Origin of the sequence: Pseudoalteromonas rubra (genome assembly GCF_005886805.2) — a bacterium.
GTDB classification, from domain to species: Bacteria; Pseudomonadota; Gammaproteobacteria; order Enterobacterales; family Alteromonadaceae; genus Pseudoalteromonas; species Pseudoalteromonas rubra_D.
The window spans coordinates 1307421-1333461 of record NZ_CP045429.1; the positions used below are offsets into that span (position 1 = coordinate 1307421).

Sequence of the window (26041 nt, forward strand, 5' to 3'; positions counted from 1 at the left end):
CCCAGTACTTTTTTATAGGTCAACAAGTAATGACAATCTAATTGGTACATGACAACTATATCTAAGAGCATCTGCCTTATAACTCAGAGTGATTGTATGTATTAAGCCAATAGCTGGTAATGCTAAATGTGATAGAAGGTGTTTGAATTATTAACAGGATGTTCTTGCTCGATGTACACACTATTTAAAGTCAATTTAAATATCGTATTCTGTATTTTGGCGCTTTTCCTGAGCGCCTGCGGAGGCGCTGATAACTCGGACACAGGCACAGCACAGCAGGGCCTGTCTGATCAGGTGGTTCAGTCTTTTGTGCCTGGTGAGCGGTTACAGTTGGATGCGATTGCTTCCAGTTACACGGGTGTGTCGTATCCCCTGAAGATTTATCTGCCACAAAACCGGGTTGCCAATAAAACGTACCCGGTGATCTATGCGCTGGACGCTGAATGGCGTTTTGACACCATTGCAGATAGTCTGGATGATAACAAGATGGAAGTGATTGTAGTCGGTGTGGAAAATTACGCCGATGATAATTACAAACATCGAGAAGGTTATTCACAGTGGCCATTGGCCAGAGATTACTTTGATTTTATTAATAACGAGCTGGCACCGAGTATTGAAGCCCGGTATCCGGTGAATCAATCTGATAGGACGATCATGGGACACTCCAATACAGGTTTGTTTGTTGGTCTTGTCTTATTGATGGATGATCCTCAGCAGCCTTTTTTCCACCGCCACGTGTCGTTTGATGGGAGTTTCTGGGCACATCCGGAAACTACCTCGCAGCTCATTGATGATCGCAGGGCGCAGAGCCAGGCCTTAAAAAGCCGAACTATTCTGGTTGGTGCCAATGGCAGTATCGGCAATGTACTTTATGTACGACAGTTTGATGCGTTACTGGAACGTGCTAACTTTGCACAGCTGGATCTGACTTACCTTGAATATAAACAAGATCATATTCCAGTGGTGGCGCACTCGATGGATGACGTGTTGACGGCTTTGTATCAAAATTGATGCTAAGCCAGTCGAAGAGATTGTGTGCAATCCGTTTTTCATCATCACAACAGGTGAAATATAACACGTCTCTTAGCAGATGTGTTTGCTGTCTAAAAAGCATAGGCTTAGCGTTATCAGTTTACGGCCTTATTCAATAGGCAGTAACGCTCCGCGAACTAAGGCAAAAATAAACTTACTCATACCGAAAAATAGGCTGCCAGACGTTTTGATTTTATTGAACGTCTGGTCATCACCATAGCTAGCTCTGTGACGCCAACAGCTAAAAAAGTTGCACTGATTTTGAAAACCACAAACGGAATAAAGGCCAGGATCAGCCCCATATTGATCAAGCAGAGTAAGGCCACCAGCCAAACAACGGCAGTGAGTTGAAGGTGGTTTGTAGTAATTGTTTGCATTGGGTGCTCCACAGTTATATTGGATGAAGATTTATAAGCCTTAGTCGATGTACCGGCTCTGGTCTTACAAAATTTTTTAATAATTTTTAAGTGCCTGATAGCTAATTGCTGGCTTCTGTAGCGAAGAGTTAGTTGCATTGTGAGAATTAAAAATAAACAAAAAAATGTTGTAATAGATGCGGATCCCAGCCGACTAATACGGGCACAATCATAAAAGTGGGGTAACTGAGATTGAATGAGCGGGGCAGGGAGCTGGACAGATCGGCCATCGTCGAAACTTACTGGCCACAGATCAATCGCGCAGCAAGGGGCTACGAAAACCGGCCTTCCCTGTGTGAAGAGCTTACGCAGGATATGGCCTTTGCGCTATGGCGCGCCCTTGGACATTTTGACGGCAAGTGTCAGTTAAATACCTACGTGTACCGGGTGATCCACAATGTTGCGGTCGACCACATTCGTAAGCACAGCAGACAAAAAGAAGATGAACTGAGCGAAGCGCATACGCTCAGTACGGATTCACCTGAGTCAAACATACAAAAATACCAACAGCAACAGCAGCTGACCAGAGCTATACATCGGCTGCCATTGAGTCTCAGGCAGGTGATGCTGCTCAAACTTGAAGGGGTTGATACGGCTCAAATCAGTGATGTGTTGGGGATCAGTGATGCCAATGTCGGGATCCGACTGCATCGTGCTAAAGCACAACTCGCTGAACAATTGAAGGAGAATAGCTGATGGATAATCATGACTTTTCGGATTTAGCACAGTTGTGGCAGTCGACGCCAACGTCATCACTGGCACTGGAAAGGTGTATTCAGCGTCACAAAAAGCAGCGTTTCAGGCTTTGGTTTAGTATTGTCATTGAGACACTGATATTGCTGTTGGTGAGCGTCTGGTTTGTGCGTGCAATACTTGAATCCGTCCCTCTGGTGACGCAACTGTGGCTGGGCTTTGGCTGCTTCTGGGGTGGGAGTATGTACATTATGGTTAATAAAAGCCGTGCGGCCAGTTTAGGTATAATAAAAACTCAACAGCTATCAGCGGGACTCAAAGTGCATCAACAGCTGCTCAGGGAGGAGATTTTTCGTTGGGATCTCAGCATAAAGGCCACGCTACTGTTTGTTCTGGTTCTACTACTATATGCCCTGACTCCGTATCTTGTAGGAAGCGTGGAGATGGTTAAGGGGGTGATTGGACTGACAGCATTGCTTATGGGGATAGGCGTGTTTACGTTTAAAAAACGCCAAGCGGAACAGGTACTAAAAACACTGAGTGAGTAATCACTCAGTGCCACGCACCTGAAACACAAATTCGCTACCTTCACCAAGTTGGCTGTTGACCTTAATCTCCGACTTCAAAAGCCGTAATAACCTGGCTGTGATCGCCAGTCCCAAACCTGCATGGGTTTTTTTACAGCCTTTGCTGTTGCTAGCCTGGTAGCGTGCTTCAAAGATATAGGGCAGCTCTTTGGGGCTGATCCCCACGCCGGTATCCTGAATAGCGATGTCATAGCCACCGTCTTTGGCGGTCACCACAATGGATATGGTACCACCAGCCGGCGTATGGCGCAGCGCGTTTTCAATCAGGTTACTCATTATCCTTTCCAGTTTGGCGATGTCTGAGTAGACCACAAAGTCACACTCGGTTGGGGTGACGCACAACGTGATGTCCGCCTGTTGTGCCTTGAGGGCAAATTTGGCCAGCACATCATATATCAGTTCACCCATGTTAAATACTTCAAAGTGCACCTGAGTGTGGCCGGATTCTAGGTGTGCCAGTTCAAATATTTGATCAATCAGGTTTTTAAGCTGCGTACAGTTCTTTAATGCAATACTCATATAGCGTTGCATTTCACCTGATGAGGCAGCACCTCGCTCCACCAGCTCCAGGTACCCCTGCAAAGAGGCCAGCGGTGTGCGCAGGTCGTGTGACAGGTGGGCAAGCAACTGGCGGCGTTGTTCATCCACTGCGGTCAGTTGCGACATCTGTTGATTGATGGTTTGCAGCATGGTGTTAATGCCATTGCCGAGCTGGTGGATTTCGTTATCCTGCTGCTGCCAACTGAGCAGGGGGGCTTGTTTGATATCAAATTTATGGTGTTCAACGGTATGAATATATTGATTCAGCCGTTTCAGTGGTTTGGTCATAAAACGGAACAGCAGTAGCAGCGTGAGAAACAATAGCAGCAGAAAAACCCCTAACCACACAGCCTGTTTCACCAGCTGATCTGAACTATTGAGTTGCGCCACAATCGAATCATAAATTGACGAGCCTATAATGACATACAGATACCCCTGCAATTTCTGCTCGTTGTACACAGGTGCTACAGAAAAGATTTTACTGCCGTCAAGCGAACGGGGGTCATCCCCATAAACCGGGAGCTTAGCAGGTGATTTGATCAGCTGCACTAGCGGGCCCAGGTCAATTGACTCACGTTTTACCTCACCAGGTTTTGCCGAGTAGGTCAGCAACTTTCCGCTGGGGTCGACAAAGTAAAATTCAAACGCCGGGCCCAGTACCATTAAGGTATGAAACAGGTTTTCCAGTGCTTTATAGTCGTATACACCCTGTTGCAACAAGGGGTTATCCTGCGCCAGATGCTCAGCCAGTCCAATGTGCAGCTGTTGTTCTGCCTGCGCACGGGAAACGGAGGACAGGTTCTGTGTCCACCATACAAAGACTGACACGATCAGCATAAAGACGGCCGTAATAGTCAACGCCAGACGGTGATAAAGTGAAAGGGTCATTGCATTTCCTGCTGTAGCGGTTTGGCATTGAGTTTATAGCCGACACCCCACACCGTTTCTATGATGGCGTGCTCAGTGATTTGCTCAAATTTGTTGCGAATACGATTGATATGAGAATTGACGGTGTGCTCATATCCCAGATGATCATAGCCCCAGACTGATTCAAGTAGTTGGGCCCGGGAAAACACCTGGTTGGGATGCCGGGCAAAAAACAGCACTAAATCAAATTCAGTCGCGGTGAGGTCGACAGGCATTTGCTTGAGGGTTAGCTCATGATAATGGGGATCAATATGCAGCTGGCCAATGACCACCGGGTTGGTTGTGCTTGAGCTAGGTTGTTGCTGTGGTTCTTGCAGCAGCTTGATGTGCCTGAGCTGGGCCTTGACTCGGGCCTGAAACTCCCGGTAGCTAAATGGCTTGCAAATGTAGTCATCTGCGCCCATTTCAAGACCAATGATCCGGTCCATTTCACTGCTTTTGGAGGTCATCATGATCACGCTAATTTTAGGGTAGCGAGTTTTGATTTCCCGGCACAGTGTCAGACCGTCCACTTCAGGTAGCATGATATCGAGTATCACGATGGCATAATGTTGATTGGTCAGTTGTGGCATAACCAGATCTCCACTGGCAAGGTGATCAACGCCGAGATCTAGCTCGTTCAGGTGAACGCGTAATAGATCGGCAATATCAGCATCGTCTTCAACGATAAGCACTTTTTGCTGCATAGCAGGTCTCCACACCGGTGTTTGCTACCGGTTGTCAGTGCTCCGTGACCGCAACGGTCACGGAGCGGCTGGGAGACTACTTGGTTCTGGTAATGGTAACCGTCATTAGCGGGTTGTCGAATTTATGGCTGCTTGTTAACACCGACGTTGTCAGCCCGTCATCCATACCAACCACACCTGGGTGCATGGCCACCTTGTTTAACGCTTCTCTTTCGGCACTAAACCCTGTACCACCATCGGCTGGGCCAGGTATGGTGCCCTGGGCTTCCGTATTGGCCTCTGTGCCCGCGTCATAGGCATGTGTCGTGTATGTCATCACTTGACCTACAGTCATTGCAGACACATCCAAAGCATTAAGACCGGTAAAGCCATCATTTGTATTCACCATCATGGAAATCAAAGACAACTTTTGTCCATCCAGGGAATCATGGGTCAGCGTCAACTCGGTTTTTTGCCCAGGTGGTAGGGGCGCGGTTGCAGAGGTCTGGCTTTGCACGACGTCGAGTGCCAGCAGGCCGCTGCTATCCCCGCCTTCTGCTAATACTTCCAGTGCATCGATTGCCGGTTCGCCCAGTTGCCAGAATTGTCCTTCCTGATGCAGCGCAACGGCAATGGGAGAAAGCGGCTGAGCGTAAGTCAGGTTAGTTGCAGTGATCATTAACTCCACTGTGGTTGGCGTGGGGTCTGTTGGATCTGTCGGATCAGTTGGGTCAGTCGGGTCCGTTGGATCTGGGTCAGCAGGATCGGGATCTGCGGGAGCCGGGTCATCGACCATGTTCATATCATCATCGGGCATAGTAACGGGCATGTTATCGTCGTTATCGCTGCCACAGGCAGCCAGTACTAAGCAGGCCGCAGGCAGGGTGAGTCTAAATAATTTCATGGCGGGCCCCTTACTTAACGGTTACGGTAACTTTGGCAACGGGGTTCAACCAGCGGTGTACTGTGTTATGTAGGTCACTTTTTCCACCGGTTGCGTCATCATCGCCCAGATTGCCGCGGTGAATATGTACAAACGCATTTTCTTCCATATCCGTAACACCACTGCCCTGAGTACCTGGGTCAACGCCCGGAGAGGCGGGAATACCTGGCGTGCCTGGTGCACCTGAGCCATCTACAATTAGTTCATTATTTGCTTCGGTACCTGCATCATAGGCATTCAGATAGATATGATAAGTACCAGGTGTAGTGGGGATCGGCCAACTGTTCAGGCCAACAAATCCATCATTGGTTGGCAGCATCATCGCGACAATTGACAAGCGGTCATTGCCTTCATCGGTTTCCAGGCTGGTCATGGTTGAAGTGACCGGTGCGAGTAGTCCTGCGGCTGGATTTTCCATTGTGTTGGCGTTGATGCCTGTCAATATTTCGCTTAAACCGGCCAGTGATCCACCTTCTGCCATGGCTGTGAGTGCTTCAGATGCGGCTTCGCCAGCATTGAACAACATGGCATCGCTGGTGTGTGCGCTCACTAATAACGGGGTGAAATAGATCCCCTGTGTCAGGTTGGTGATCTTCACGTCGAGTGATGCAGCGTTGGCTGTACCGGATGCTAATAAAATACCTGTGATGAGGGGGATGATGCGTGTTTTCATAATTTACTCTTGTTGTTTGGATTTGACCCTAACAAGCATGCAGGTAAATTATTGAGAATCACTCCCGCAATTATCACAAAACCATCACAATACGGTGACGTTTTTGTCTGAGAGCATAATCCTTATTGCTAAAGTGCAACACCCATGAATCCGCCATTTGTAGCCAAATCTCCATTTATTATTAATAATCATTAAGTTAAGTGTGGTGGAGCAGAGCGAATCCAATGCAGTAATACTGCCATATAAAAGTGTCAGCTAACGTGGGTAGGAATGTATAAAGCGATATGTTCTGATAAGCCCGCCTGATGAGTTCAATTTAGCGAGTCTGGTGCATTCCTGTTTGATTAGTGTTGCCATGTGACCGGTAGTCGTAAGTTTTACTGCACTGCCCGCAGTTTTGATGTCATTTTTGCAGGTAAGCGTACATTTTCATTTGATAGAGCTTTCATTGGTTGTTTGTGTAGTCTCAGGAACTTAGATATCCCCGTTTTTTGTTTCAAAAGCAACGTAAAAATAAGTCCAGAGTGAAATAAAAGTAAAATATTAACCCGGGTCGCTCATGTTATGCTCAACTGTCATTACCGAAACGAACTACAAGGAAACAGTTATGAAGCTTAACCTCAACAAAAAACAGTTGAAGCGTTTAACTTTTGAACAAAAAAAACTGGAAGGTCAGACACCTAAGGTTGCTGGTGGAGCTGGGTCTTACTATGCCTGCTGGTCAGATCAACCATACTACTGTATGACCTGGGATGCAGACTGTATTACCGAGCGTCGTTGTAACACCTGGCCAAATTAATACCAATTGCACTTAATACCTGTTCTTTTTGAAGGAGCAAATATGACGCTAACGGCGTTAAAAATTTTTCATTTAGAACAACTAAATAGCAAAATTTTTGCCTGGTTATCGACCCTATTTTCTCGCCTCAAAATAGAACACTTAATTAAGCAAATTGGTATAAGACGGGCAGAGGTTTAAACGAAACACTGCAGAAAAGGGCTGTTAGTCACCCTTTTCTGTCTTTAGCCTGGCTGGGGCGGTGGAAATAAATACTAGTCTGCACACTTTAATTCGTATCCGAATAGTAAAGTGTTATCAGTAGGGAGCCCATTACTTCTGGCTGCGACAAGCGAGTCAGATAGAAAACTCAGCTAATGCAGTGCTTAGTCGTGTAGCAGTAGCTGTTCCAGATCGCGGTGAAGTACGTCATCATCCCCCAGGTTGAGTTCAATCAGACGCTTGAGATGCGTGACGCTGTCGAGGTCGATCTGATTACAGTGTACACCGAGGTGACATTCCTCAATATGACGGACCTGTACTTCCATGGCTATCTGTATGTCACTTTGCGGCAGGGCAAAGCGCAGGCTGGCCGGCTCATCTCTAAGGGGCACATACCCAACAGGTAAAGTCACTAAAGCGCCATTGAGTGACAGGTCGATGACTTCGCACTTGTAATCGCCGCTGGCCGTCATCAACACCGCCGGGTTAGAAAACAGTACGCGTGAAAATCGTCTACGTTCTTTCATCAGTATTCTCTTAGCTTGTTTATCTATAGCTTAGCTAGTTTTTGCCCCAGTCTCCACTAATACCAATGCCACTTACAACTTGTTCGATTTGCAGGCGAAAATTTGGCACTAGCGGCGTTAAAAGTTTCTTATCTAGGTGCCTAAACCGCAAAATCTTTACCTGGTTAACGATACTCTTTTCTCGCCTTGAAATAGTACGCATTAGTTATGTAGATTGGTACAAACTCTCGTTCTGAGTAGGTATAAAAAAGCCCTGAAAGTCAGGGCTCATATCTGGCATTATTGGCGATTAACCAATTTTTTTGTACTTGATGCGCTTAGGCTCTGCGGCCTCGGCACCATAGGTCTTTTTCAGCCATTCTTCATATTCTGTGTAGTTGCCATCGAAGAAGTTCACCTGACCTTCGTCACGGTAATCCAGAATATGGGTTGCGATACGGTCAAGGAACCAGCGGTCGTGCGAGATACACATGACACAGCCCGGGAATTCCAGAATCGCGTTTTCCAGTGCACGCAGGGTTTCCACGTCCAGGTCATTGGTAGGCTCATCCAGCAGGATCACGTTACCACCGGCCTTGAGCAGTTTGGCCAGGTGCAAACGGTTGCGCTCACCACCAGACAACTCTTTCACAAATTTCTGCTGGTCATTGCCTTTGAAGTTAAAGCGGCCAACATACGCACGGCTGGGCACTTCAAAGTTACCAATTTTCAGGATGTCCTGGCCATCAGATACTTCCTGGAATACGGTGTTGTTGCCATCCATGTCGTCGCGGAACTGCTCAACGGTCGCCAGCTCTACGGTTTCGCCCAGTACAATGTCGCCGCTGTCCGGTTGGTGTTGACCACTGAGCATTCTGAACAGGGTTGATTTACCCGCACCGTTGGCACCGATAATACCGACGATAGCACCTTTAGGCACTGAGAAGCTTAAGTTGTCAATGAGGACGCGATCACCAAAGCTCTTGGTCAGGTTATTGACTTCAATTACCTGATCACCCAGGCGAGGCCCTGGTGGGATGAACAGTTCATTGGTCTCGTTACGTTTTTGGTAATCAGACTGCTGAAGTTCGCTGAACTGTGCCATACGAGCTTTAGATTTAGCCTGACGGCCTTTCGGGTTTGAACGTACCCACTCAAGTTCTTTCTCAATAGACTTCTGGCGTGCTTTTTCAGATTTTTCTTCCTGTTTCAGGCGGGCATCTTTTTGCTCCAGCCACGAAGAGTAATTACCTTCCCACGGAATACCATGGCCACGGTCTAGTTCCAGGATCCAGCCCGCCACATTATCAAGGAAGTAACGGTCGTGGGTAATGGCAACGACAGTGCCTTCGTAGTCATGTAAGAAACGCTCTAACCAGGCCACTGACTCAGCATCCAGGTGGTTGGTTGGTTCGTCCAGTAACAGCATGTCTGGTTTTTCAAGTAACAGGCGACAGATTGCAACCCGGCGACGTTCACCCCCTGACAGGTGCTCAATTTTAGCATCCCACTCAGGTAAGCGTAGTGCATCTGCGGCACGTTCCAGCGCGTTGTCCAGATTGTGACCGTCGTGTGCCTGGATAATGGCTTCCAGCTCACCTTGCTCTTTAGCAAGGGCGTCGAAGTCGGCGTCTTCCATTGCATACTCTGCGTATACTTCGTCGAGACGGCTCAATGCACGCTTTACTTCGCCCACTGCTTCTTCAATGGTTTCGCGCACCGTTTTGCTTTCATCCAGCACCGGCTCCTGAGGCAGGTAGCCAATTTTTGTGCCTGGCTGCGGACGTGCTTCCCCTTCAAACTCGGTATCTACCCCGGCCATGATACGTAGCAGGGTTGATTTACCTGCACCATTTAGACCAAGCACACCAATTTTGGCACCTGGAAAAAAGCACAGAGAAATATCTTTTAAGATTGTGCGTTTGGGTGGTACGACTTTGCTCACCCGCGACATTGTATAGATATATTGAGCCATGAATTTTGCTTCTCTTTATTTAGATGTGGTTATTTTAGTGAATGCCGTGCACGGGGGCAATGTTTGTCTGACACACTGGCCAATTTGTGAAGAAAATCCTTTCAAATTTTACAATTGTTAATCTGGTTTGCTTTTATCGCGAGTCGCTAGTTAGCTTTTACAAGATTCAGGGATAAATTTTAACTTTATAATTGTTAGGGCATTTTTGACCTGTTTCGGGCCAATGAAAACGGTATTATAGCCCTAAGCTTGATAAAGCTACGACATGGAGTTGTAAACATGTGATGCAGTTTTGGCATCAGCGCACTTTTCCTTCATTCCCTGCGCCAGCACATTCAGAACAGCGGATGTTACATGGGGCTTGTGACCAGTAAGCCAGGTTCACATACGCACCAGTTTAATTCAATGACCAGAGAAATAAACAGTGGCCACCATTGTCTACAACCGCTTATCTTCGCGGCCTGGCACATACGAGTGCTGCAATTTGTTAGCCATTTAAGGGACGCTGTTTTGTTTGATGAATGACTTCACAGTATAAGGAAAACGATGAAGCAATATATGTATGCAAAGCCGCGGTTAACGCAGCAAAAAAGAACCCCGATGGGGGCAGATATCCTGAGATTTGCCCGTCTCTTAAGAGGTTATACGCAGGCTGAGTCAGCAGCACATTATGGCGTCGAAGAGCGCACGCTGAGACGCTGGGAAAACAAAGAATACAGCCCTAGGTGGAACGACGTTGTCGGTCTGGTCGAGGATGTTTATGCACTCGATATTTTAGAAGTAATAGGAAAGATCAATGATGATGACACAACCAACCATTAAGCAGTTACGCGCCGCTTTAAAACGCTGGGGTCGTTTCTGGCGTGCAAAAGAACTGGGTAAAGGGTTTAGCCGTCAGGCCGTGACCGAGCGAGTAGGTGATTCCAGTGCCCGTTATGTGAGCAGCGATATGATGAGCGTGCCTGAAGAAATAGAGACATTGACACAGCAGATTGCACAACTTAGGCCTGAATGTATCCGTGCACTGCGCGGTAAGTATCTGGTTGAAGGAGACATAGCACAGGTTGCAAAAACGCTGGGTTTTGACTCAAAACGCTCGTTAGAGTTTTGGCTCGTTAAAGCTGAGCGTAGTCTGCTTCAGAGCTTGTGTCAGCCATAAGGAGGAACACAATGACAATTATGAATACGGTTGAGCAGATAAAAAAACATGAGGGATTCCGTCGTTTTCCTTATTACTGCACCGCTGGCAAACTCACGATAGGGTATGGCAGAAATTTGGAACAAAATGGTATAGCTGAGGAAGAAGCGGAGCAGTTATTGGCACAGGATGTGGCCAATGCTCAGGCTGGTGTGCGGCGTCGTGTTGATATCTCTCATTGCAATGAAGCTCGTCAGGCAGTGCTGACAAATATGGCCTTCAACCTCGGTGTGCGAGGGTTGCTGGGTTTCAATAACATGCTTGATGCGGTGCAACATGGCGACTTTGAGCGAGCAGCACTGGAAATGCTGGATAGTCGCTGGGCCAGACAAGTTCCTGAGCGCGCAGAGGAGCTGGCGCAGCAAATGTTCAGTGGGCAGTGGCAATCTTAAATTGGGGGAAACTATGAATGAGGAGGTGGCCAAACCATGCAAGCCGACCAATGGCAAATGAAAAAGGAGCTGAATCTGGCTCATATCCTGACCACCATTGCACTGTTGGTGTCAGGCATTTTATATCTCAATGATCTGGACAAGCGGATCACCACGAATTCGCAGGAGCTTGCACATCTCAAGCAAATCCGCAAAGAGGACCAGAAGCGCATTGAAAAGCGTCTTGACTCTATCGATAAAAAGCTCGACGCATTGTTGAGTGCTAAACGAAACAACGGTTAGCCAGCAGGGCGGTCGATACCGACACGCGTATCGTGAAGTACCGTCACCACATTTCTACACATTGACTGAAACTGACTTACCTGAGCAACGCTGTTCGGGCCGGACAGTTTTTGCCTGAGGAATTGACCTATGAATACCGCGATAGATCTGTCACGCCTGGCACCACCAGCGGTGATAGAAACATTGAACTACGAAGAGATCCGCGCTGAGTTAGTTGAGGCGATATCGGAACGTTTGCCTGAACACAGCTTTTTGGCATCTGATCCTGCCATCAAAGTGCTGGAGGTTGCTGCCTACCGGGAATTGCTTCTGAGACAAAGGGTGAACGACGCTGCACAAGCGGTGATGCTGGCCTTCGCCTCAGGCAGTAATCTTGATCACCTCGGTGGCTTGTTTGGTGTTGCACGGGCTGATGCAGAAGATGATGAGCGTTATCGGGCGCGTATTCCGCTTTCTTTAGAAAGCCACAGTATGGCCGGTACGACAGGTGCTTATCAGTTTCAGTCTTTGCTCGCAGACGCTCGGGTACGGGATGTTCATGTTACATCGAGCACACCCGGCGTGGTTGAAGTAACAGTACTGACCGACATAGGTGCTGATCTGGCAGCGGTACAAAGTGCAGTGTCAGACCATCTGAATCATGAGGATGTTCGGCCATTGACGGATCAGGTGCAGGTATCGGCCACCAGGCCAACCAGTGTGCCTGTTGAAGCCCACGTTTATCTTAACCCGGGTGTGAATGAGTCGCAGGTCAGACTGGCGATTGATACTGCACTGGATGCATTTAATCAGGCGCATACCCGGTTGGGTAAAGAGATCCCGCACTCTGCAATTATCGATCTGTTACATCAGGGCGGGGTGCGCAAAATTAAATTATTGTCACCTTCGGATGACATAACGCCCGAAGATACGCAGGCCGTGAGTTTGTCGCTGCATTTGAGTTTTTTCTAGGAGGTCTTCGTGACAGTCAGTACTGATTTACTGCCGCCAGGTGCCTCTGAATTAGAACGCAGCCTGAGTGCAGGCACACACTATGCGGAGCGGGGTGTCACACCTGAGCATGTGGCCAAGCTCTGGGATCCGCAAACGTGCCCGGAGTCTCTGCTGCCCTGGCTGGCATGGGCCCTGTCGGTGGATGAATGGGATGAAAACTGGCCGAGCGAAACCAAACGGGCGTTGATCGCTCGCTCAGTTCCGATCCACAAGCACAAGGGAACCGTCGGCTCAGTGAAACGAGCGCTCTCTTCGCTGGGTCTGGAGCTGGAGTTTTTCGAGTGGTTTGAAGATACCGATGATGTTTATCTGGCGCCTTACTTAAGCACGGAGCCACATACCTTCGTTTTTATTGCCTGGGCCAATGCGCTGCCTTACACCAGCCGGGCTGTCAAGCTGGATCAAAGCCTTTACGATGCTATCCATCGGGTGACCAACCAGACTAAGCCACAAAAGGCGCACTTTGATTTCCTGGTGGGGATGAAAATGGCGAGCGCTGCGGCGGCGGGGGCAATTGTCCATCCGATCACGCATAAGCGCTTATATGGTGCGGTTGAGCCCTGTATTGGCGACAAAGCCAAACAGCGTGACAGCCAGGCGAGTGTGTCTGTGGCTGCGTCTTTATCCGATAAGCGTTATCAGGTACTCAGGCACCGTGCTGGAGTGGATAAACTACGTCACCGGATCTCTCAGTGCGGTTTACGCCAGGCATTTTGTATGACACGCCGACCTGTGCAGGTTGTTCGTTTCAGAGGACTGTCGGATCAGCGTATTCCCGATGAATTTATTAACAGTGTCAGTTGCGCCGCCCCGGTGATGCATATCAGTCGCCGTCGGGTGAGTGCAGTGCGTTGCTATGGCACGCTTGGCGCACCTGCATAAAGGAGTTTCTAACAATGAGTATTTTACTTCAGCCCGTGATCACTTCGGCGGGCTTGTCGGCGCTGTTCAGAGCGCAACAAGGTGGTTTTAAAGCCAAAATCAGTAAAGTGGGTCTGGGCAGCGGTAGTTATCAGCCCCATGAAGGGATCACTCGTCTGCAGGACGAGAAATACAAACTGGATCTGGCCAGTGCCAAAACACTCGCCGATGGCAAACAGCTACACCTCACGGTGCGTGATGCTGAGCCGATAGCGGGAGAGGGGTTTTTCGTCAATGAAATCGGTTTTTACACCGAAGAAGAAGTCGATGGACAAATACAGCATGTGTTGTTCGCTGTGTATTCCTCCCCAACTGAGTCAATTGCTTATAAATCCAATGACGTTGAGTTGCTACTGGCGTTTGACTTGACCCTGACAGGCGTGCCATCAGACTCAATCACAGTGATCGATCAGGGGGTTGAGTTCAATATTTTGGTGGCCCCTGAGCTGGCCAAAATGGGCAAGGCACAAATCGGCAATATGCATCGACATCTGAAACTCAAGTTTGCACTGATGGACAACGGCGTGCTTTAGGCACCAGAACAGAATACACAAGGAGGCACTACGATGACGCAATACAGCACGGCTCCTGAGCGGGCACAACAGCTGGCCGAAGAGGCCATAAAATTACTCAAACAAGCCAAAGCACTGCAACATCAGGCGCACGTTGATGCTGCCCGGGTGCAGGCCTATCAACAGCACAGTGACGGCCTCGCATTTCAGTTTTTGGCGGCATGCGCTGAGTATGGTGAACACAGCCCGCAGGCTGGCAAGGCCCGTGAGCGCTGGCTGGGCGCACGTAACGCCATTAAAGCGCAGTTTCCAAGAACTTCAATTTAGACACTTTTTAACTCAAATTTAAACGGAGAAATATATGGCATTAGAACACGATATTGCCAGCCTGGTTGAAGCCTCAGAAGCCCTGACCAGCACGGTAGACAACAAAATTCAGAGTATTGATAGCGCGCTCAATGCGGCTATTAGTGCTTCACAGAGCAAAACGGATCAGCATCTGGCAAAAGTGGATGCGAAGCTGAGTTCGTATACGGAATCTCAGTCGCATTTTCGAGTGACAAAGAACCAGGCCCTTGTTCCAAATACAGATGGTTCATTTCCAAAGGACTGGGGCGCAGGGATTTTAAAACAAGCCAGGTTAGTTGAGACTGTAGAAACCGGGGTTGAAGTAAACGACAGAAGCGAGCTTGCACGTGAGTTTTTACGCGCAATCGGCTCAGACACGAAGTATTTTGCCAAGAACTTTAATATCTGGGAGCTGGAGTTTGCCCCTTACCGCAATATCACCAATGCGCAGGGGAATACTGAGAAAGCACAATCATACATGATGTATCAATACGTGCGTCGTCCTACCTTCATGACGTGTGCAGCGGTTGTAAAACACATTCGTGGTGTGGTGCCAACTGGGTTTTGGTGTAGCGGTTTAGAAGCAAATGCGCCTGCTAAGGTGTGCGGCGGTGGTATAGGCCATAGTAATCGTAATTTGTACACACATTGCCACCCTTACATCAATGGTACGCACCTTGATCTGTCTGAAACAACGGTGATTCAGGTTGCATTGCCTGCGGTAGTCACTGGTAATGTCCCAATTGCTAGCGCCTGGGGTCAGTTCCCATACTTGGGTGACAGTGCAGTGTCTGCTTATGAACATCAACCAACCCCAACTTTACCTTAGGAGTGCAACATGGCAAAACTTATCGTCAATAATCAAATAGCAGAGCAATTCTTTGACCCATTTACCCCACCCGCGGTGATTGCGCAGTTTGTGGAGGAAAACTTCGGACAACATAGTGAGTACTCCATTGAGCTGAGTGAGGCTGAGCAGCAAATGATAAATCGTATTCAGGTTCGTAGTGACGTAGAAAAGCAAGTAGCAGACAGCCAGTCCTTGCTTGGTACAACGTCGGACACGACACACTTATTACTCAACGAACTCAGTGGATTCGTCAACAAACTGTCGGAAGCCAATAGCCTGGAAGACGTGAAAGCGTCTGTGACCTCTCTGAAAGCCAGCATTGGTGATATTGAAGGGAAAGTGGCAACGGGTGAGCTGACTTTTCCATATCAGAGCAAAGGGTTGGACACTGTAAAGCAGGAGATCATTGAACGCGCCAATGGCGTTAACAACCTGCTGTAACCCTTGCCCGCTCGCTACATTTTTTCGCTGCCCGCCTTAATTTCCAAACTTGTAATATCAGGAGCTGCTATGTCTCTGACCAATTTTAGTGCCATAGATATGGCCCGTTTACCTACGCCTAAGCTGATAGAGCAGCTGAGTTTTGATGAGATAAAAACCGCGATTGTGGCGGATTTTTCCCAACGCTATGACGGGGCAGTGCTGGATTATGCCAGTGATCCCGCCATTAAGCTCATAGAGGCCTTTGCCTATCGAGAAATGCTGTTGCGGCAGCGTATAAATGAGGCGGCTGAAGCTGTATTACTGGCCAAAGCCAGCAGCACTGAGCTGGATTACTTGGGGGCACGTTTTGGCGTTGAACGTGCTGTAACCTCACCAGGCAATGCCAAAGCGGTTCCTTCTGTGTCTGCGGAGTATGAAAGTGATGAGCGCTATCGTGAACGCATTCGCCTGGCACTGGAAGGATTCAGTACTGCGGGACCCGCGGGCGCTTATGTGTTTCATGCTATGAAAGCCTCACCGAAGGTACGGGATGTGTATGTATCCGCACCTGAATTCGAGCGTGCTTCAGTGACTGACGACAGCGCGACAAGCGCATTCGTACTGACCTGTACATCAAATGCGGGATTAAGCGAGCCGATGCCGGGTGATGTGGCAGTGACCATTCTCAGTGATGAGGGCTCGGGCCTGGCATCGGACGCTTTATTGAATACAGTCCAGACGTATCTCAACCAGGATGAGATCCGTCCACTGACGGACAGAGTCAGGGTGATACCCGCTTCTATCCGCAGTTTTACCATCAATGCTCGCTTGTATTTATATCCGGGGATGGATAGCGATGCTATTAAGCAGCTGGCCATAAAAACCACCTCAGATTGGCTCAATGAGCACCGCAAACTCGGTCATGATATTTCTTTATCTGCTCTGTATGCGGTATTGCATCGTGAAGGCGTACAGCGGGTTGAGTTACTCGAACCACAGTGGGACATCACGGTGGATCAGGATGAAGCAGCTTATTGCACCGCAATTGAAGTTGACATCGGAGGCGAGCATGTCTGAGTCACTGCTACCCAATCAGGCAAGTAAGCTTGAGCGGGCATTGGATAACGCAGCAAGTCGCATCACCCAGGTGCCTGTATCACTTTCGCAACTTTGGGACCCATGGCACTGTCCGGTGCACTTTTTGCCCTGGCTGGCAGATGGGTTAAGCGTGGATAGCTGGGACAGTCTCTGGCCTGAGCATATTCAGCGTCAGGTGATTGCCGACAGTGTGCCTAATCACAGAATTAAAGGCACCGCGGGGGCAGTTAAGCAGTCGCTGAGTAGCCTGAATGCCAGTGTTGAATTGCAGGAATGGTGGCAAACCGGTGGTGCACCACATAGTGCTGAGTTACTGGCACTGGCCCATGACAATCTGGACCCGCAAGGGGACACATTACTGACGCCAAAACTTCAGGCACAGCTGTGGCAAACAGTGGCTGCGACTAAACCATGTCGTAGTCAAATTCAGTTTCGCGTTGGGGTTGCGCAATCTGCTGAGTGTTCGCTAACCAATATGGCAGCCTCGCACTCCATGAGCCAGCTCAACATGCAAGCAAGTCCTGCTTTTACGTTCAGGACTGAGTTATTCGCGATAGCTGGAACAGACAAACCTTCAATATCAGACAGTACAAACCTGCTGAACGATGAGGGGGCTGAGTTTGATGAGCATAGCATAGTGCTCGCAGCGCGTTCTATGGGGTCCTGTATTGGAACCGGCAACTTTGAACAACAGAGCTACATGCGGTTTGAAGGTGAGTCAGAAGTAGCATCAAAGGCTAATACGCTATCAATTCAAAGTGTAAAAATGACGCTTATTTAAAAGGACATTATATGAATACGTATACACCTGTCATAACACAGCAGGGGTTAAATGCCGCTGTTAGCGCACATGATCAGGGGATCAAGATTGAAATTGCGCAGATAGCAGTGGGAGATCAAGGATATATCGCTCATCGTGACCAAATTCAGCTTAAAAACGAGCGAAATAGAGTCGATGTGAGTGGTGGTAAGGTCGTCGGTGCAGGTCATTACAACGTGACTGGGACTTTCAAGGATACAGCGCAATATGCCGTGCGTGAAGTGGGGTTTTTTCTTAATGATCAAAATAGAACATTGTTTGCGGTGTGGTCTCACCCCGAAAATGCATTGTTCTACCAGACTCCCTTGGCACAAATTGTTCAGGGGTTTGATCTGATCTTGAATGCTGTGCCTGGAGATAGCATTGATATCCACGCATCGGGTGACCTCAATCTGTTCTACGGTGAAGAGTTTCTCACCATGGCACTGGCTCAGACAAAAATGGCCAGTGCTCAGATCCAATCAAATTTACGACAAATAGCTTTTAATGAGCAGTTAATTCAAATGAGGAAAGCATTATGACGACGCTGAGTCAGAAAATTGCAGAGCTAATTGATGAAAATGCCAACCTTGTCGCCGGCGCTCAGTTATTAACGAATGAAGTTAATAGTCAGCTGGGTCTCATTGATACTGCCCTGAATTCAGTGCCAGATACCGCAATTAATGCCATCAAGTCGCACTTGGAAACCGAACTGTATGTAAATGCTGACCCCAATATCGGTAGCGATAACCATGATGGTAAAACGCCGGAACAACCGTTACAAACGTTGACTGAGGCATGCCGCCGTTTAACAGCCGGCTGCTCGGCACGCATAAAATTGGCGGCTAACGAAAAAACGCATTATTTCAGTGGTGTTATCCTACCAGACTGTAATGTTCAATTTGAAGCATACACACAAACGGATTGGCTCCATTACGGTCTGAAATTACACTGTACAGGTGCAGTGGCATTTAATACGCGGGGTATTAATACCCGAATTGCGCTGCAGTTTGATGGTGACTTTGAAAAGCATATTACGTTAGAGCACAATCGCTTGTTTGAGAACATTGGCAGAGCGAATTACTCACTTTCGAGCAGCAATGATTTTTACCCTGTGATTGTACTTTACGGGGGAGAAGGCGCACTGTTTCCGCACTTTGTTGCCGTTAACTACAGTCGCTTCGCCGGGGTTGGTACGGTTGCCATGCAAAATGTTACTTTTGCGGCAGATGTCAGCATGGTAAATGGTGAAAGAAGCTTCACATATATGCCACAGTTTAGAGCAGATATCTCGCCGACTGGTGGTGGCATTCTGGCATTTTATCGAAATGTAGAGGTATACGCCGAACAGTTCACTCCTCCGGATATCGAACTGGCTCCGGGTTGCTACCTGATAACCCAAACCAGTCCTGACAATTCGTGGCTGGTACATAACAAGCCTTCTCAGCCTTAAGCATACCCGCCGTACATTTTAACTATAAGGAATTGAATTGTGTCAACCAATACAGAAACGTTGGAAGGACGTCTCGTTTCATTAAACGAGGAAATTGCCAAACTGACTGAAGCCAATAATGCACTGACCGGTCAGGTTATTGCTAAGTCGTCAGTAATAGACAAAGAAGTAGCAGAAGCCCGTACGTCTTTTCAGGGCTTTATGAAAGAAGCGAACAGTCGCTATTTGAGTTCAGCATATAATATTTACACTAAAGTAGATGCCCTCAGTGACGTCGATGTTGCCGAGCAAGTCAGGGAACAGTTTGAAGCAGGGCACCAGAGTGTTGAGATTATCATTCCTGAAAACACCATCTGCACTTGGAAAACGGAATTGTATGTCCCTCCTGGTCGTAACTTGTTAATTTCAGGACGAAATAAAGAAACTTCAATTATCGAGTTTAAGGCCTTTCGACAATATAGTGCGGCCGGTGAGTTGTGTGACTTTATTAATCCAATCAGGATCACAAATGGGGTGAATCTGGCGACGAAGAATATCACACTCAGACAAGTTGCTGAAATTGGTAAAAAGTCTGCTCCTTACCGCCACGGTATGGTTACTCTACAGGGGTACAACGAACACAGTGGCACCGTTGATTTATATTTCCGGGACACGCAATTTGAGACGTACGACTGTATCGTCCACCCAGAGGGGATTGGATTGGGCACTGCCTCAATCTTGTTTCAGGGTTGTCACTTAAAGCAAGTGGCAAATCCACAGTGGTTTACGGCCCATAATTGCGGATGGATTGGCTGGCATTCCTGGTCGTTCATCGGAAAGTACCTATCGGTGATTAAGAGGAAGTGCACGCAGGAACCTTTGAATGTAGATGTTGATGTCTCTGATGGTAAAGTGCTTGATTTTATCGCCGCATGGGGCTTTAGCGATTCGGTGAAATCCGGAATGGATGTCAGTGAGAGATTAACACCACAGACGAATACGAGTTTACAATTTTGGGGAGCAGTCTAATGCTGGCTAATATTAAGTATCAGGGAATCGAATATATTAACTCAACAAAAGCGGAATTGCTGGAGGCGGGCGTACCGGAAAGTATTGTGGATGATGCCTGTCGGACCCAGTTACTGGATGAACTAAGAAAACGACGCAATATGCTACTTCAGGAGTGTGACTGGACGCAGATCCCGGACGCACCGATCGCGCCAGAGCAGCAGCAAGTATGGGCTGAATATCGTCAAGCACTCCGTGACTTACCGAATGGATTAACGGATCCCGGGCAAGTTACCTGGCCAGAGCTACCCTAAGATAAATTGTTTGTTTACCTAATCAACTGGATTTCTTGCCATTCCTTGGGGCAATGTGCTGGTTATTGTAAGTGTGTCAGCAGCCTTACTGTTTTTGGCTGATGATTACTACAGTCCAGCGCATCTTCGCTTCACACTTATGTTCACTTAAAACAGGTTGTACTATGACCGACCTTTTCGATTTTACGGCGCTCCCTGCGCCCGATATTTTAGAATCTATTGAATTTGAAGACATTTATCAGGCGCGGGTGGCGCGGTTTAAAGCCCTTGCGCCGCAGTATGCAGACGCATTGGCCCTGCAAAGTGATCCGTTATCGGTATGCTTGCAGGTCGAAAGTTACCGCGAATTATTGTTACGACAGCGCATAAATGAAGCCGTACAGTCTAACTTGCTGGCAACAGCGCAGGATGCCGATCTGGACCAGCTTGGGCTGTTTTATGGTGTCCTGAGGGCAGCCAATGAAGCCGATAGCGGGTTCCGTCAACGGATCCGGCAAAAGACTCTGGCATCAAGTACGGCGGGTAGTAAAGACCACTATCGCAACGCAGCATTGACCGCCGCGCCCAGTGCGATCCGTGACGTGGAAGTAGATAGTCCCGAGTCCGGTAAGGTTCGCGTGGCGGTGCTATTTCATGCGGATCAGGATCCGACAGCGGCATTGCAGCAAGTACGCAGCTATGTACTCAGTGATGAAGTCAAAGTATTGACCGATACAGTGGACGTAGAGCTGGCAGAGGCCATTGAGGTGGATGTCCACGCTGATATTTATCTCAACTCAAATACGCCTTTACGGGTGTTTGAGCAGCTGGAAGCGAAGCTGCGTGCTGCGTGGCAGACAGAGCTGGCGCTCGGCACGGTAATGACACCCAGCTGGCTCAGTGCCCAGTTGCATGTTGCGGGCGTTAAGCATGTTGAAATCCATACCCCAGCTTCTTTGGTCGAAGTGGCGGCAAATCAATATGTTCAGCTGAAGCAGGTAAGTCTATGTCTGAAAACTTAACCGCTAATACACCTTTGGTACCACCCAATCACACCCCATTACAACGGGCGTTAGATCAGCACGGGCAGCTTACACAAACACTGGAAGCAAGTATTTCGTTGCTCAGAGGCTTTAAGTCTCATCCCAATCCCAATTTGTTGCCCTGGCTGGTCTGGGAATATGGTTTGGATCCTCTGGAACCTTATCTGGATAACCTGGATCAAGTGCTATTGCAGGGGCTGAGCTGGCAGCGGATCCGAGGTACGCGGGCGAGTCTGGCGATGGCGGTTGGCTGGCTTGGAGAGCCCTTATTACACATTGAAGAGTCGGGATCACTTCGGCACTTTTATCGTTATCAATTGCACCTTGATAGTGTACCAGGTGAGTGGCAACTCAACCGGCTGGCACAACTGAGTGAGCTAAGTGCACCGGCCCGCAGCGAGCTGGTTCGGATCACTTATCAGCTCGATATTCGCGAGCTGGCGCTGTCATCAGGTCAGTTTGGCGATCTGCTCAGTGATCAGTCAGGCTTTCATTATACTTTGAAAGATGGCAAGCAAGTGAGGTTGTCTCGCCAGCGTACTCACAGTGAACGAACGGAACTGTCTGCGCAGGGTGGGAGTAAAGTGTTGCGCAAGCGAGGCCAGCTGTGGGGTCATGTCCACAATCACCGTCTGGGCACGCTGGTGCTCAGTGTACCGCCTGTAAGTCACCTTCAGGCTGGTATTTCGCATCAACGTGCCATTGTCAGTCATATCCAAACCCAACCCGGACTCTGGCAAGCAAGCTGGTCAACAGTGAGCTGGTCTGACAGTCAGACACCTCAGCTTGTTCAGTGCCATTACTCACTTACCTAACCACTCAACAAGGAGTTACATTGTCTATTTTCACCTTTAACGGGCGGACTCTGCTTGCGCGCAGCGTAGCCCAAACCTCACTTTATCTGGCCTGGGGCCGCGGTGATGGCAACTGGCAGGCGCCACCATCCGAACCCATCAGTGCCACGCAACTGGCCGATCCCTTAGGGTATCGAAAAGTTAAATTTCAGGGTTTTTGTGAGCCGGATGAGCAAGGCGACATCGATGTGCAGGGGGCGCGTTATCGCCACAGTGCTGAACCTACGCGTCATGTTTATTGCCAATTCGTTTTCGATTTTGAAGATGCACAGGGCGAAACTGTTCGCGAACTGGGGATCTTTTCAGGCACGACGTTCACAGCTGATGTGGCTGCGGGGCAGGTCTATGTACCGCCGGAGCAAATCGCATCAACGGGGACTTTGTTGTTGTTGGATCACCGGGCGCCTTTGGTCAGAGAGCCAGGCGTCCGGGAAAGTTTTGAATTTGTGATGAGTTTTTAGGAGAGCCCATGCTACAGGATTATTATCACAATTATGATAAAGCCAATGGCTATGAGCGGCTGCTGTTTCGTTCTGGGCGTGGTTTGCAAAGCCGGGAGCTGAACGATTTACAATCTCAGGTACGGGATCAGGTGAAAGGAATTGCCGATGTCTTGCTCAAAGATGGCGATTTGGTGTCTGGCGACGATGTCGTGATAGACGCCGTATCCGGAGAGGTTCAGCTGAGCGCGGCCCAGGTTTATCTGGACGGTCATATCAGAGAGATACCCGCAGCCACATTTACTATTACGCTGCAAGGTGGTGTTGATATAGGTGTCTGGCTAACTCACAGTGTTGTAACGGAAATTGAAGATCCATCGCTCAGAGATCCGGCCGTCAATGCCCTCAATTATGATGAGCCCGGCGCTGCCAGATTGCAGCAGCATTGTCAGTGGGGGCTGCGAGAGGACGCGCTGGCCGAGGACGATGCGTTTTATCCTGTACACCGCATTGAAGATGGTGTGCTGATCATCAAGCAAGCACCGCCTCAGCTGGATGCGGTGACTCAGGCACTGGCCCGTTATGATCGCGAAGCCAACGGCGGCAGTTATGTCGTTGAAGGGATGGCGCTGAGTTATCGTGACCGCGAAGCCGATCAGCAGGTCTTTAGCCTGCAAGAGGGGAAGGCGCATATTCAGGGATATGAAGTGGCCTTTGATACTGCGCGCAGCACTGCCTTTGACTGGGACCCGGATATTGGCACGGTCAGAGAAGAGCCCAAGGCGTTTATCAGTGTTCCGGCATCAGACGATGGCGCACGCAGTATGCGGGTTGACCTGGACTTCTTTCCGGTTAAAGCCGTAGAAGAAGTGAATGTCAGCATTGAAAAAAGCGCGATATTGACTCGGGCTCAACTGGCAGGTGGTGAGGATCTGCTTCCGGATGAGTCAGTACTGGAGATCCTGAGTGTCACGCAGGGAGAGACGACCTTTGTTGCCGGCGTTGATTTCCTATTCTTACGGAATCACATCAGCTGGCAGCTCAGTGGTGAAGAACCAGCCCCAGGCAGTCAGTTTGAGGTGCGATACCGCTTTCGTACTCAGGTGGCAATTGAACATGATGAGTTTGGCTTCACCTTGCAAAAGCAGCAACCACAGGGAGAACTGGTTGAAAATGCTCTGATCACTGTGGATTATCAGTGGTATCGGCCACGCATTGATCTTGTGGTGCTGGACCGCTTTGGTCAGCTTAAGCGCATTAAAGGACAACCGGCACATCAGCTGCCCGTTGCGCCAAAAGTGCCGGCCAATCATCTGCCACTGGCGCAGGTGAGTCAGAGCTGGTTTACCGATCAGGCACCGGAGATTGAAAACCTTGCGGTCAGGGCGGTGTCTATGTCTGAGCTGGAACAAATGCAGTCTCAGATCAGTGATTTATATCAGTTGCTGGCGATTGAGCGGTTGCGTAATGATGCCAACAGTGAGGAATCCGCCAGCAAGTTCGGCGTATTTGTCGACCCTTTCATTGATGATGATATGCGTGATGCCGGTATTGAACAAACGGCAGCGATTGTCGATGGTGAGCTTATTTTACCCCTGAGTGCCGATATCGTTGAACTGCCTTTGCCAAGCGGTAATGTGCTGACCTTGCCTTATGAACTTGAAGATGTGCTGGCGCAAACTAAACAAACTGGCAGCATGAAGGTCAATCCCTATCAGGCGGTTGAACCTATTCCTGCCACGGTGCGTTTGACACCCAGTGTCGACCACTGGACCCAGACAAGCCGCAGCTGGACCAGCCCCATCACCCGACGTTTTGATATCGGCCGGGGGCTACGCAGGTTAACGCGCACACGCACCAGCACTCAGGTACTGAGCCGCACCACGCGTCAGGCTCAATTCATGCGTTCACGTTGGGTGAACTTTACTATTTCCGGATTTGGTCCACAGGAAACCCTGGAGCGGGTGACCTTTGATGGGATCAGTGTCCAGGCTCAGGAGGTTTAATGATCAAGGCAGACAGCAACGGCCAGATACGTGGCCGTTTTTTGATCCCAGGCAATGTGCCGGTAGGCAGTAAAGATGTACGTTTCATCGGTGCGAAAGACTCGATGGGGCAGGCGCGTTATACCGGCAATGCCACTATTCGTAGCGAAACGGTACGCCGTATCAATTCAATTGTGACGGTGCGTTATGATCCATTAGCGCAAACCTTCACCTTGCCAGAGCGCCGCTTTATAGCCGCCGTTGAGTTGTGGTTTAAAAAGACAGGAAAGGAAGCGGTCCGCGTGCAGATCCGCGAAACCGAACTGGGGATCCCCAACCAGACAGTGCTGGCAGAGGCGACATTAGAGCAAGGCGACATTAAACTTGGGGGTGAACCAACTTTGTTTGAATTTACTCCGGTGTCGCTTAATGCCGGTGAAGAATATGCGATAGTGGTGCTCACAGATGGTGACGAGCATGAAGTGGCGATTGCAGAACTGGGCAAGTTTGACAGCGACAGTGGATGGGTAACCAGCCAGCCTTATCAGGTCGGTGTGTTGCTGTCTTCAAGTAATGCGTCAACCTGGACACCGCACCAGAACCGCGATCTGGCGTTTCGTCTTAAAGCCGCCCGCTTTACGCAAACAGAAAGTCAGGTGGCTTTGGGCGAGGTGGCGCTGGATGGCCACACAGACTTGCTTGCGCTGGCTGTTGCAGAGCGCCCGGGAAGTGACACTCAGCTACAACTTGAGTTTTCAGGCGAAAGCACAGGCACGTTCAGCTTGCAGGAATTACAGTCCGTCCGGCTAGCCAACAAAGCCACAGAAACAATCAATGTCAGTGCCAGGCTGACCGGTACCGCGACCCAGTCTCCGGTATTGTTTGAAAGCGTCCAGGCTGCACTGGGCACAGTGGCGGAGCAGGCCGACTACGTGACTCGGGCGATCCCCTGTGAAGTGGATGGCAGTCTTAAAGTGAGCTTTGAGGCCCAGCTGCCAGGGGTTGCGAAAGTCACGGTACTGATTGAGCAGGGCGACAGCTGGCTTGAAGTGCCGCTGAAATCGACACAGGCCGCGGATGAAGGCTGGCAGTTGTGTCATTACCAGCTGGATAGCCTGACCGAGCGCAGTGCCCGGGTAAAATTATTGCTTTCTGGCAGCCATACGGAGCGTCCTCGAGTGCGCGCTTTACGGGCATTTTCTATCTAAGGAGG

At 49.1% G+C, this 26041-nt stretch carries 32 protein-coding genes; 25 read left to right on the forward strand and 7 right to left on the reverse strand.

The window, feature by feature from the left end; all coding sequences use genetic code 11:
* The first annotated feature begins 171 nt into the window (after positions 1–171).
* Entirely contained in the window at positions 172–1011 is an 840-nt protein-coding gene (locus tag CWC22_RS05555) for an alpha/beta hydrolase (protein WP_138539437.1), read from the forward strand.
* A gap of 179 nt (positions 1012–1190) precedes the next feature.
* Here CWC22_RS05555 and CWC22_RS05560 read toward each other — a convergent pair whose 3' ends face one another.
* Positions 1191–1409, reverse strand: a complete 219-nt coding sequence (locus CWC22_RS05560) for a hypothetical protein (protein ID WP_138539436.1) — start codon at positions 1407–1409, stop codon at positions 1191–1193.
* Positions 1410–1640: 231 nt separating this feature from the next.
* Between CWC22_RS05560 and CWC22_RS05565 the strand changes: the two genes are divergently transcribed.
* Both CWC22_RS05565 and CWC22_RS05570 read left to right on the forward strand, forming a co-directional pair.
* Complete coding sequence (locus CWC22_RS05565) at positions 1641–2144, forward strand: RNA polymerase sigma factor (RefSeq protein WP_171045138.1); 504 nt, start codon at positions 1641–1643, stop codon at positions 2142–2144.
* On the forward strand, positions 2144–2689 hold the full coding sequence (locus CWC22_RS05570; protein ID WP_138539434.1) for a hypothetical protein: 546 nt from the start codon (positions 2144–2146) through the stop codon (positions 2687–2689). The genes CWC22_RS05565 and CWC22_RS05570 overlap by 1 nt, the downstream gene beginning before the upstream one ends.
* Here CWC22_RS05570 and CWC22_RS05575 read toward each other — a convergent pair whose 3' ends face one another.
* The 4 genes from CWC22_RS05575 to CWC22_RS05590 form a co-directional block, all read right to left on the reverse strand.
* Positions 2690–4156: a sensor histidine kinase gene (locus CWC22_RS05575; RefSeq protein WP_125562244.1), complete on the reverse strand. Its 1467-nt coding sequence runs from the start codon at positions 4154–4156 to the stop codon at positions 2690–2692.
* On the reverse strand, positions 4153–4881 hold the full coding sequence (locus tag CWC22_RS05580) for a response regulator transcription factor (RefSeq protein WP_138539433.1): 729 nt from the start codon (positions 4879–4881) through the stop codon (positions 4153–4155). The genes CWC22_RS05575 and CWC22_RS05580 overlap by 4 nt, the downstream gene beginning before the upstream one ends.
* Positions 4882–4957: 76 nt before the next feature.
* Positions 4958–5764, reverse strand: a complete 807-nt coding sequence (locus tag CWC22_RS05585; RefSeq protein ID WP_125562248.1) for a spondin domain-containing protein — start codon at positions 5762–5764, stop codon at positions 4958–4960.
* Positions 5765–5774: 10 nt separating this feature from the next.
* Positions 5775–6476 (reverse strand): spondin domain-containing protein, encoded by a 702-nt coding sequence (locus tag CWC22_RS05590; RefSeq protein ID WP_125562250.1) that lies wholly within the window; start codon positions 6474–6476, stop codon positions 5775–5777.
* Positions 6477–7083: 607 nt separating this feature from the next.
* Between CWC22_RS05590 and CWC22_RS05595 the strand changes: the two genes are divergently transcribed.
* Positions 7084–7275 carry a hypothetical protein gene (locus CWC22_RS05595; RefSeq protein ID WP_125562252.1) on the forward strand — a complete coding sequence of 64 codons (192 nt, stop codon included), beginning with the start codon at positions 7084–7086 and terminating at the stop codon, positions 7273–7275.
* Positions 7276–7640: 365 nt separating this feature from the next.
* Here the strand turns inward: CWC22_RS05595 and CWC22_RS05600 are convergent, their stop codons facing one another.
* Together CWC22_RS05600 and ettA are read right to left on the reverse strand one after the other, a co-directional pair.
* Entirely contained in the window at positions 7641–8003 is a 363-nt protein-coding gene (locus CWC22_RS05600) for a PilZ domain-containing protein (RefSeq protein WP_125562254.1), read from the reverse strand.
* Between the two features lie 289 nt (positions 8004–8292).
* Entirely contained in the window at positions 8293–9957 is a 1665-nt protein-coding gene (gene ettA, locus CWC22_RS05605) for an energy-dependent translational throttle protein EttA (RefSeq protein WP_010385184.1), read from the reverse strand.
* A 546-nt stretch (positions 9958–10503) separates the two neighbouring features.
* Between ettA and CWC22_RS05610 the strand changes: the two genes are divergently transcribed.
* The 21 genes from CWC22_RS05610 to CWC22_RS05710 all read left to right on the forward strand — a co-directional run bounded on the left by CWC22_RS05610 (position 10504) and on the right by CWC22_RS05710 (position 26036).
* Positions 10504–10779 carry a helix-turn-helix domain-containing protein gene (locus tag CWC22_RS05610; protein ID WP_125562256.1) on the forward strand — a complete coding sequence of 92 codons (276 nt, stop codon included), beginning with the start codon at positions 10504–10506 and terminating at the stop codon, positions 10777–10779.
* Positions 10754–11116: a hypothetical protein gene (locus CWC22_RS05615; RefSeq protein ID WP_125562258.1), complete on the forward strand. Its 363-nt coding sequence runs from the start codon at positions 10754–10756 to the stop codon at positions 11114–11116. Before CWC22_RS05610 ends, CWC22_RS05615 begins: the two co-directional genes overlap by 26 nt.
* An 11-nt stretch (positions 11117–11127) precedes the next feature.
* Positions 11128–11547 (forward strand): glycoside hydrolase family protein, encoded by a 420-nt coding sequence (locus CWC22_RS05620; protein ID WP_138539432.1) that lies wholly within the window; start codon positions 11128–11130, stop codon positions 11545–11547.
* A gap of 36 nt (positions 11548–11583) precedes the next feature.
* Positions 11584–11829: a hypothetical protein gene (locus tag CWC22_RS05625; RefSeq protein ID WP_010385180.1), complete on the forward strand. Its 246-nt coding sequence runs from the start codon at positions 11584–11586 to the stop codon at positions 11827–11829.
* A 129-nt stretch (positions 11830–11958) separates the two neighbouring features.
* On the forward strand, positions 11959–12780 hold the full coding sequence (locus tag CWC22_RS05630; RefSeq protein WP_125562260.1) for a baseplate assembly protein: 822 nt from the start codon (positions 11959–11961) through the stop codon (positions 12778–12780).
* A 9-nt stretch (positions 12781–12789) separates the two neighbouring features.
* Positions 12790–13704: a phage tail protein I gene (locus CWC22_RS05635; protein ID WP_138539431.1), complete on the forward strand. Its 915-nt coding sequence runs from the start codon at positions 12790–12792 to the stop codon at positions 13702–13704.
* 14 nt (positions 13705–13718) lie between these two features.
* A complete protein-coding gene (locus CWC22_RS05640; protein WP_125562264.1) occupies positions 13719–14276 on the forward strand; it encodes a phage tail protein in 558 nt (185 codons plus the stop codon).
* Between the two features lie 33 nt (positions 14277–14309).
* Complete coding sequence (locus tag CWC22_RS05645; RefSeq protein WP_125562266.1) at positions 14310–14582, forward strand: hypothetical protein; 273 nt, start codon at positions 14310–14312, stop codon at positions 14580–14582.
* A gap of 34 nt (positions 14583–14616) precedes the next feature.
* Positions 14617–15432, forward strand: coding sequence for a hypothetical protein (locus CWC22_RS05650; RefSeq protein ID WP_125562268.1), 816 nt, complete (start codon positions 14617–14619; stop codon positions 15430–15432).
* A gap of 9 nt (positions 15433–15441) precedes the next feature.
* Positions 15442–15894, forward strand: coding sequence for a hypothetical protein (locus CWC22_RS05655; RefSeq protein WP_138539430.1), 453 nt, complete (start codon positions 15442–15444; stop codon positions 15892–15894).
* Positions 15895–15963: 69 nt separating this feature from the next.
* Positions 15964–16953 (forward strand): baseplate assembly protein, encoded by a 990-nt coding sequence (locus CWC22_RS05660; RefSeq protein WP_138539429.1) that lies wholly within the window; start codon positions 15964–15966, stop codon positions 16951–16953.
* The gene (locus CWC22_RS05665; protein ID WP_138539457.1) at positions 16946–17755 is read left to right on the forward strand and encodes a phage tail protein I; all 810 of its coding nucleotides are present in this window, start codon (positions 16946–16948) and stop codon (positions 17753–17755) included. Before CWC22_RS05660 ends, CWC22_RS05665 begins: the two co-directional genes overlap by 8 nt.
* Positions 17756–17766: 11 nt before the next feature.
* Positions 17767–18315 carry a phage tail protein gene (locus CWC22_RS05670; RefSeq protein ID WP_125562276.1) on the forward strand — a complete coding sequence of 183 codons (549 nt, stop codon included), beginning with the start codon at positions 17767–17769 and terminating at the stop codon, positions 18313–18315.
* On the forward strand, positions 18312–19226 hold the full coding sequence (locus CWC22_RS05675; RefSeq protein ID WP_138539428.1) for a hypothetical protein: 915 nt from the start codon (positions 18312–18314) through the stop codon (positions 19224–19226). Before CWC22_RS05670 ends, CWC22_RS05675 begins: the two co-directional genes overlap by 4 nt.
* A gap of 39 nt (positions 19227–19265) precedes the next feature.
* Positions 19266–20234 (forward strand): hypothetical protein, encoded by a 969-nt coding sequence (locus tag CWC22_RS05680; RefSeq protein ID WP_125562280.1) that lies wholly within the window; start codon positions 19266–19268, stop codon positions 20232–20234.
* Positions 20234–20527, forward strand: coding sequence for a tail fiber assembly protein (locus CWC22_RS05685; RefSeq protein ID WP_125562282.1), 294 nt, complete (start codon positions 20234–20236; stop codon positions 20525–20527). The genes CWC22_RS05680 and CWC22_RS05685 overlap by 1 nt, the downstream gene beginning before the upstream one ends.
* A gap of 164 nt (positions 20528–20691) precedes the next feature.
* Positions 20692–21528, forward strand: coding sequence for a baseplate assembly protein (locus CWC22_RS05690; RefSeq protein WP_125562284.1), 837 nt, complete (start codon positions 20692–20694; stop codon positions 21526–21528).
* Positions 21513–22364 carry a phage tail protein gene (locus tag CWC22_RS05695; RefSeq protein WP_138539427.1) on the forward strand — a complete coding sequence of 284 codons (852 nt, stop codon included), beginning with the start codon at positions 21513–21515 and terminating at the stop codon, positions 22362–22364. The genes CWC22_RS05690 and CWC22_RS05695 overlap by 16 nt, the downstream gene beginning before the upstream one ends.
* A gap of 20 nt (positions 22365–22384) precedes the next feature.
* Positions 22385–22864, forward strand: a complete 480-nt coding sequence (locus CWC22_RS05700) for a hypothetical protein (protein ID WP_138539426.1) — start codon at positions 22385–22387, stop codon at positions 22862–22864.
* Positions 22865–22872: 8 nt separating this feature from the next.
* On the forward strand, positions 22873–24849 hold the full coding sequence (locus CWC22_RS05705) for a DUF4815 domain-containing protein (RefSeq protein WP_138539425.1): 1977 nt from the start codon (positions 22873–22875) through the stop codon (positions 24847–24849).
* Positions 24849–26036 (forward strand): hypothetical protein, encoded by a 1188-nt coding sequence (locus tag CWC22_RS05710; RefSeq protein ID WP_138539424.1) that lies wholly within the window; start codon positions 24849–24851, stop codon positions 26034–26036. The genes CWC22_RS05705 and CWC22_RS05710 overlap by 1 nt, the downstream gene beginning before the upstream one ends.
* Positions 26037–26041: the final 5 nt, after the last annotated feature.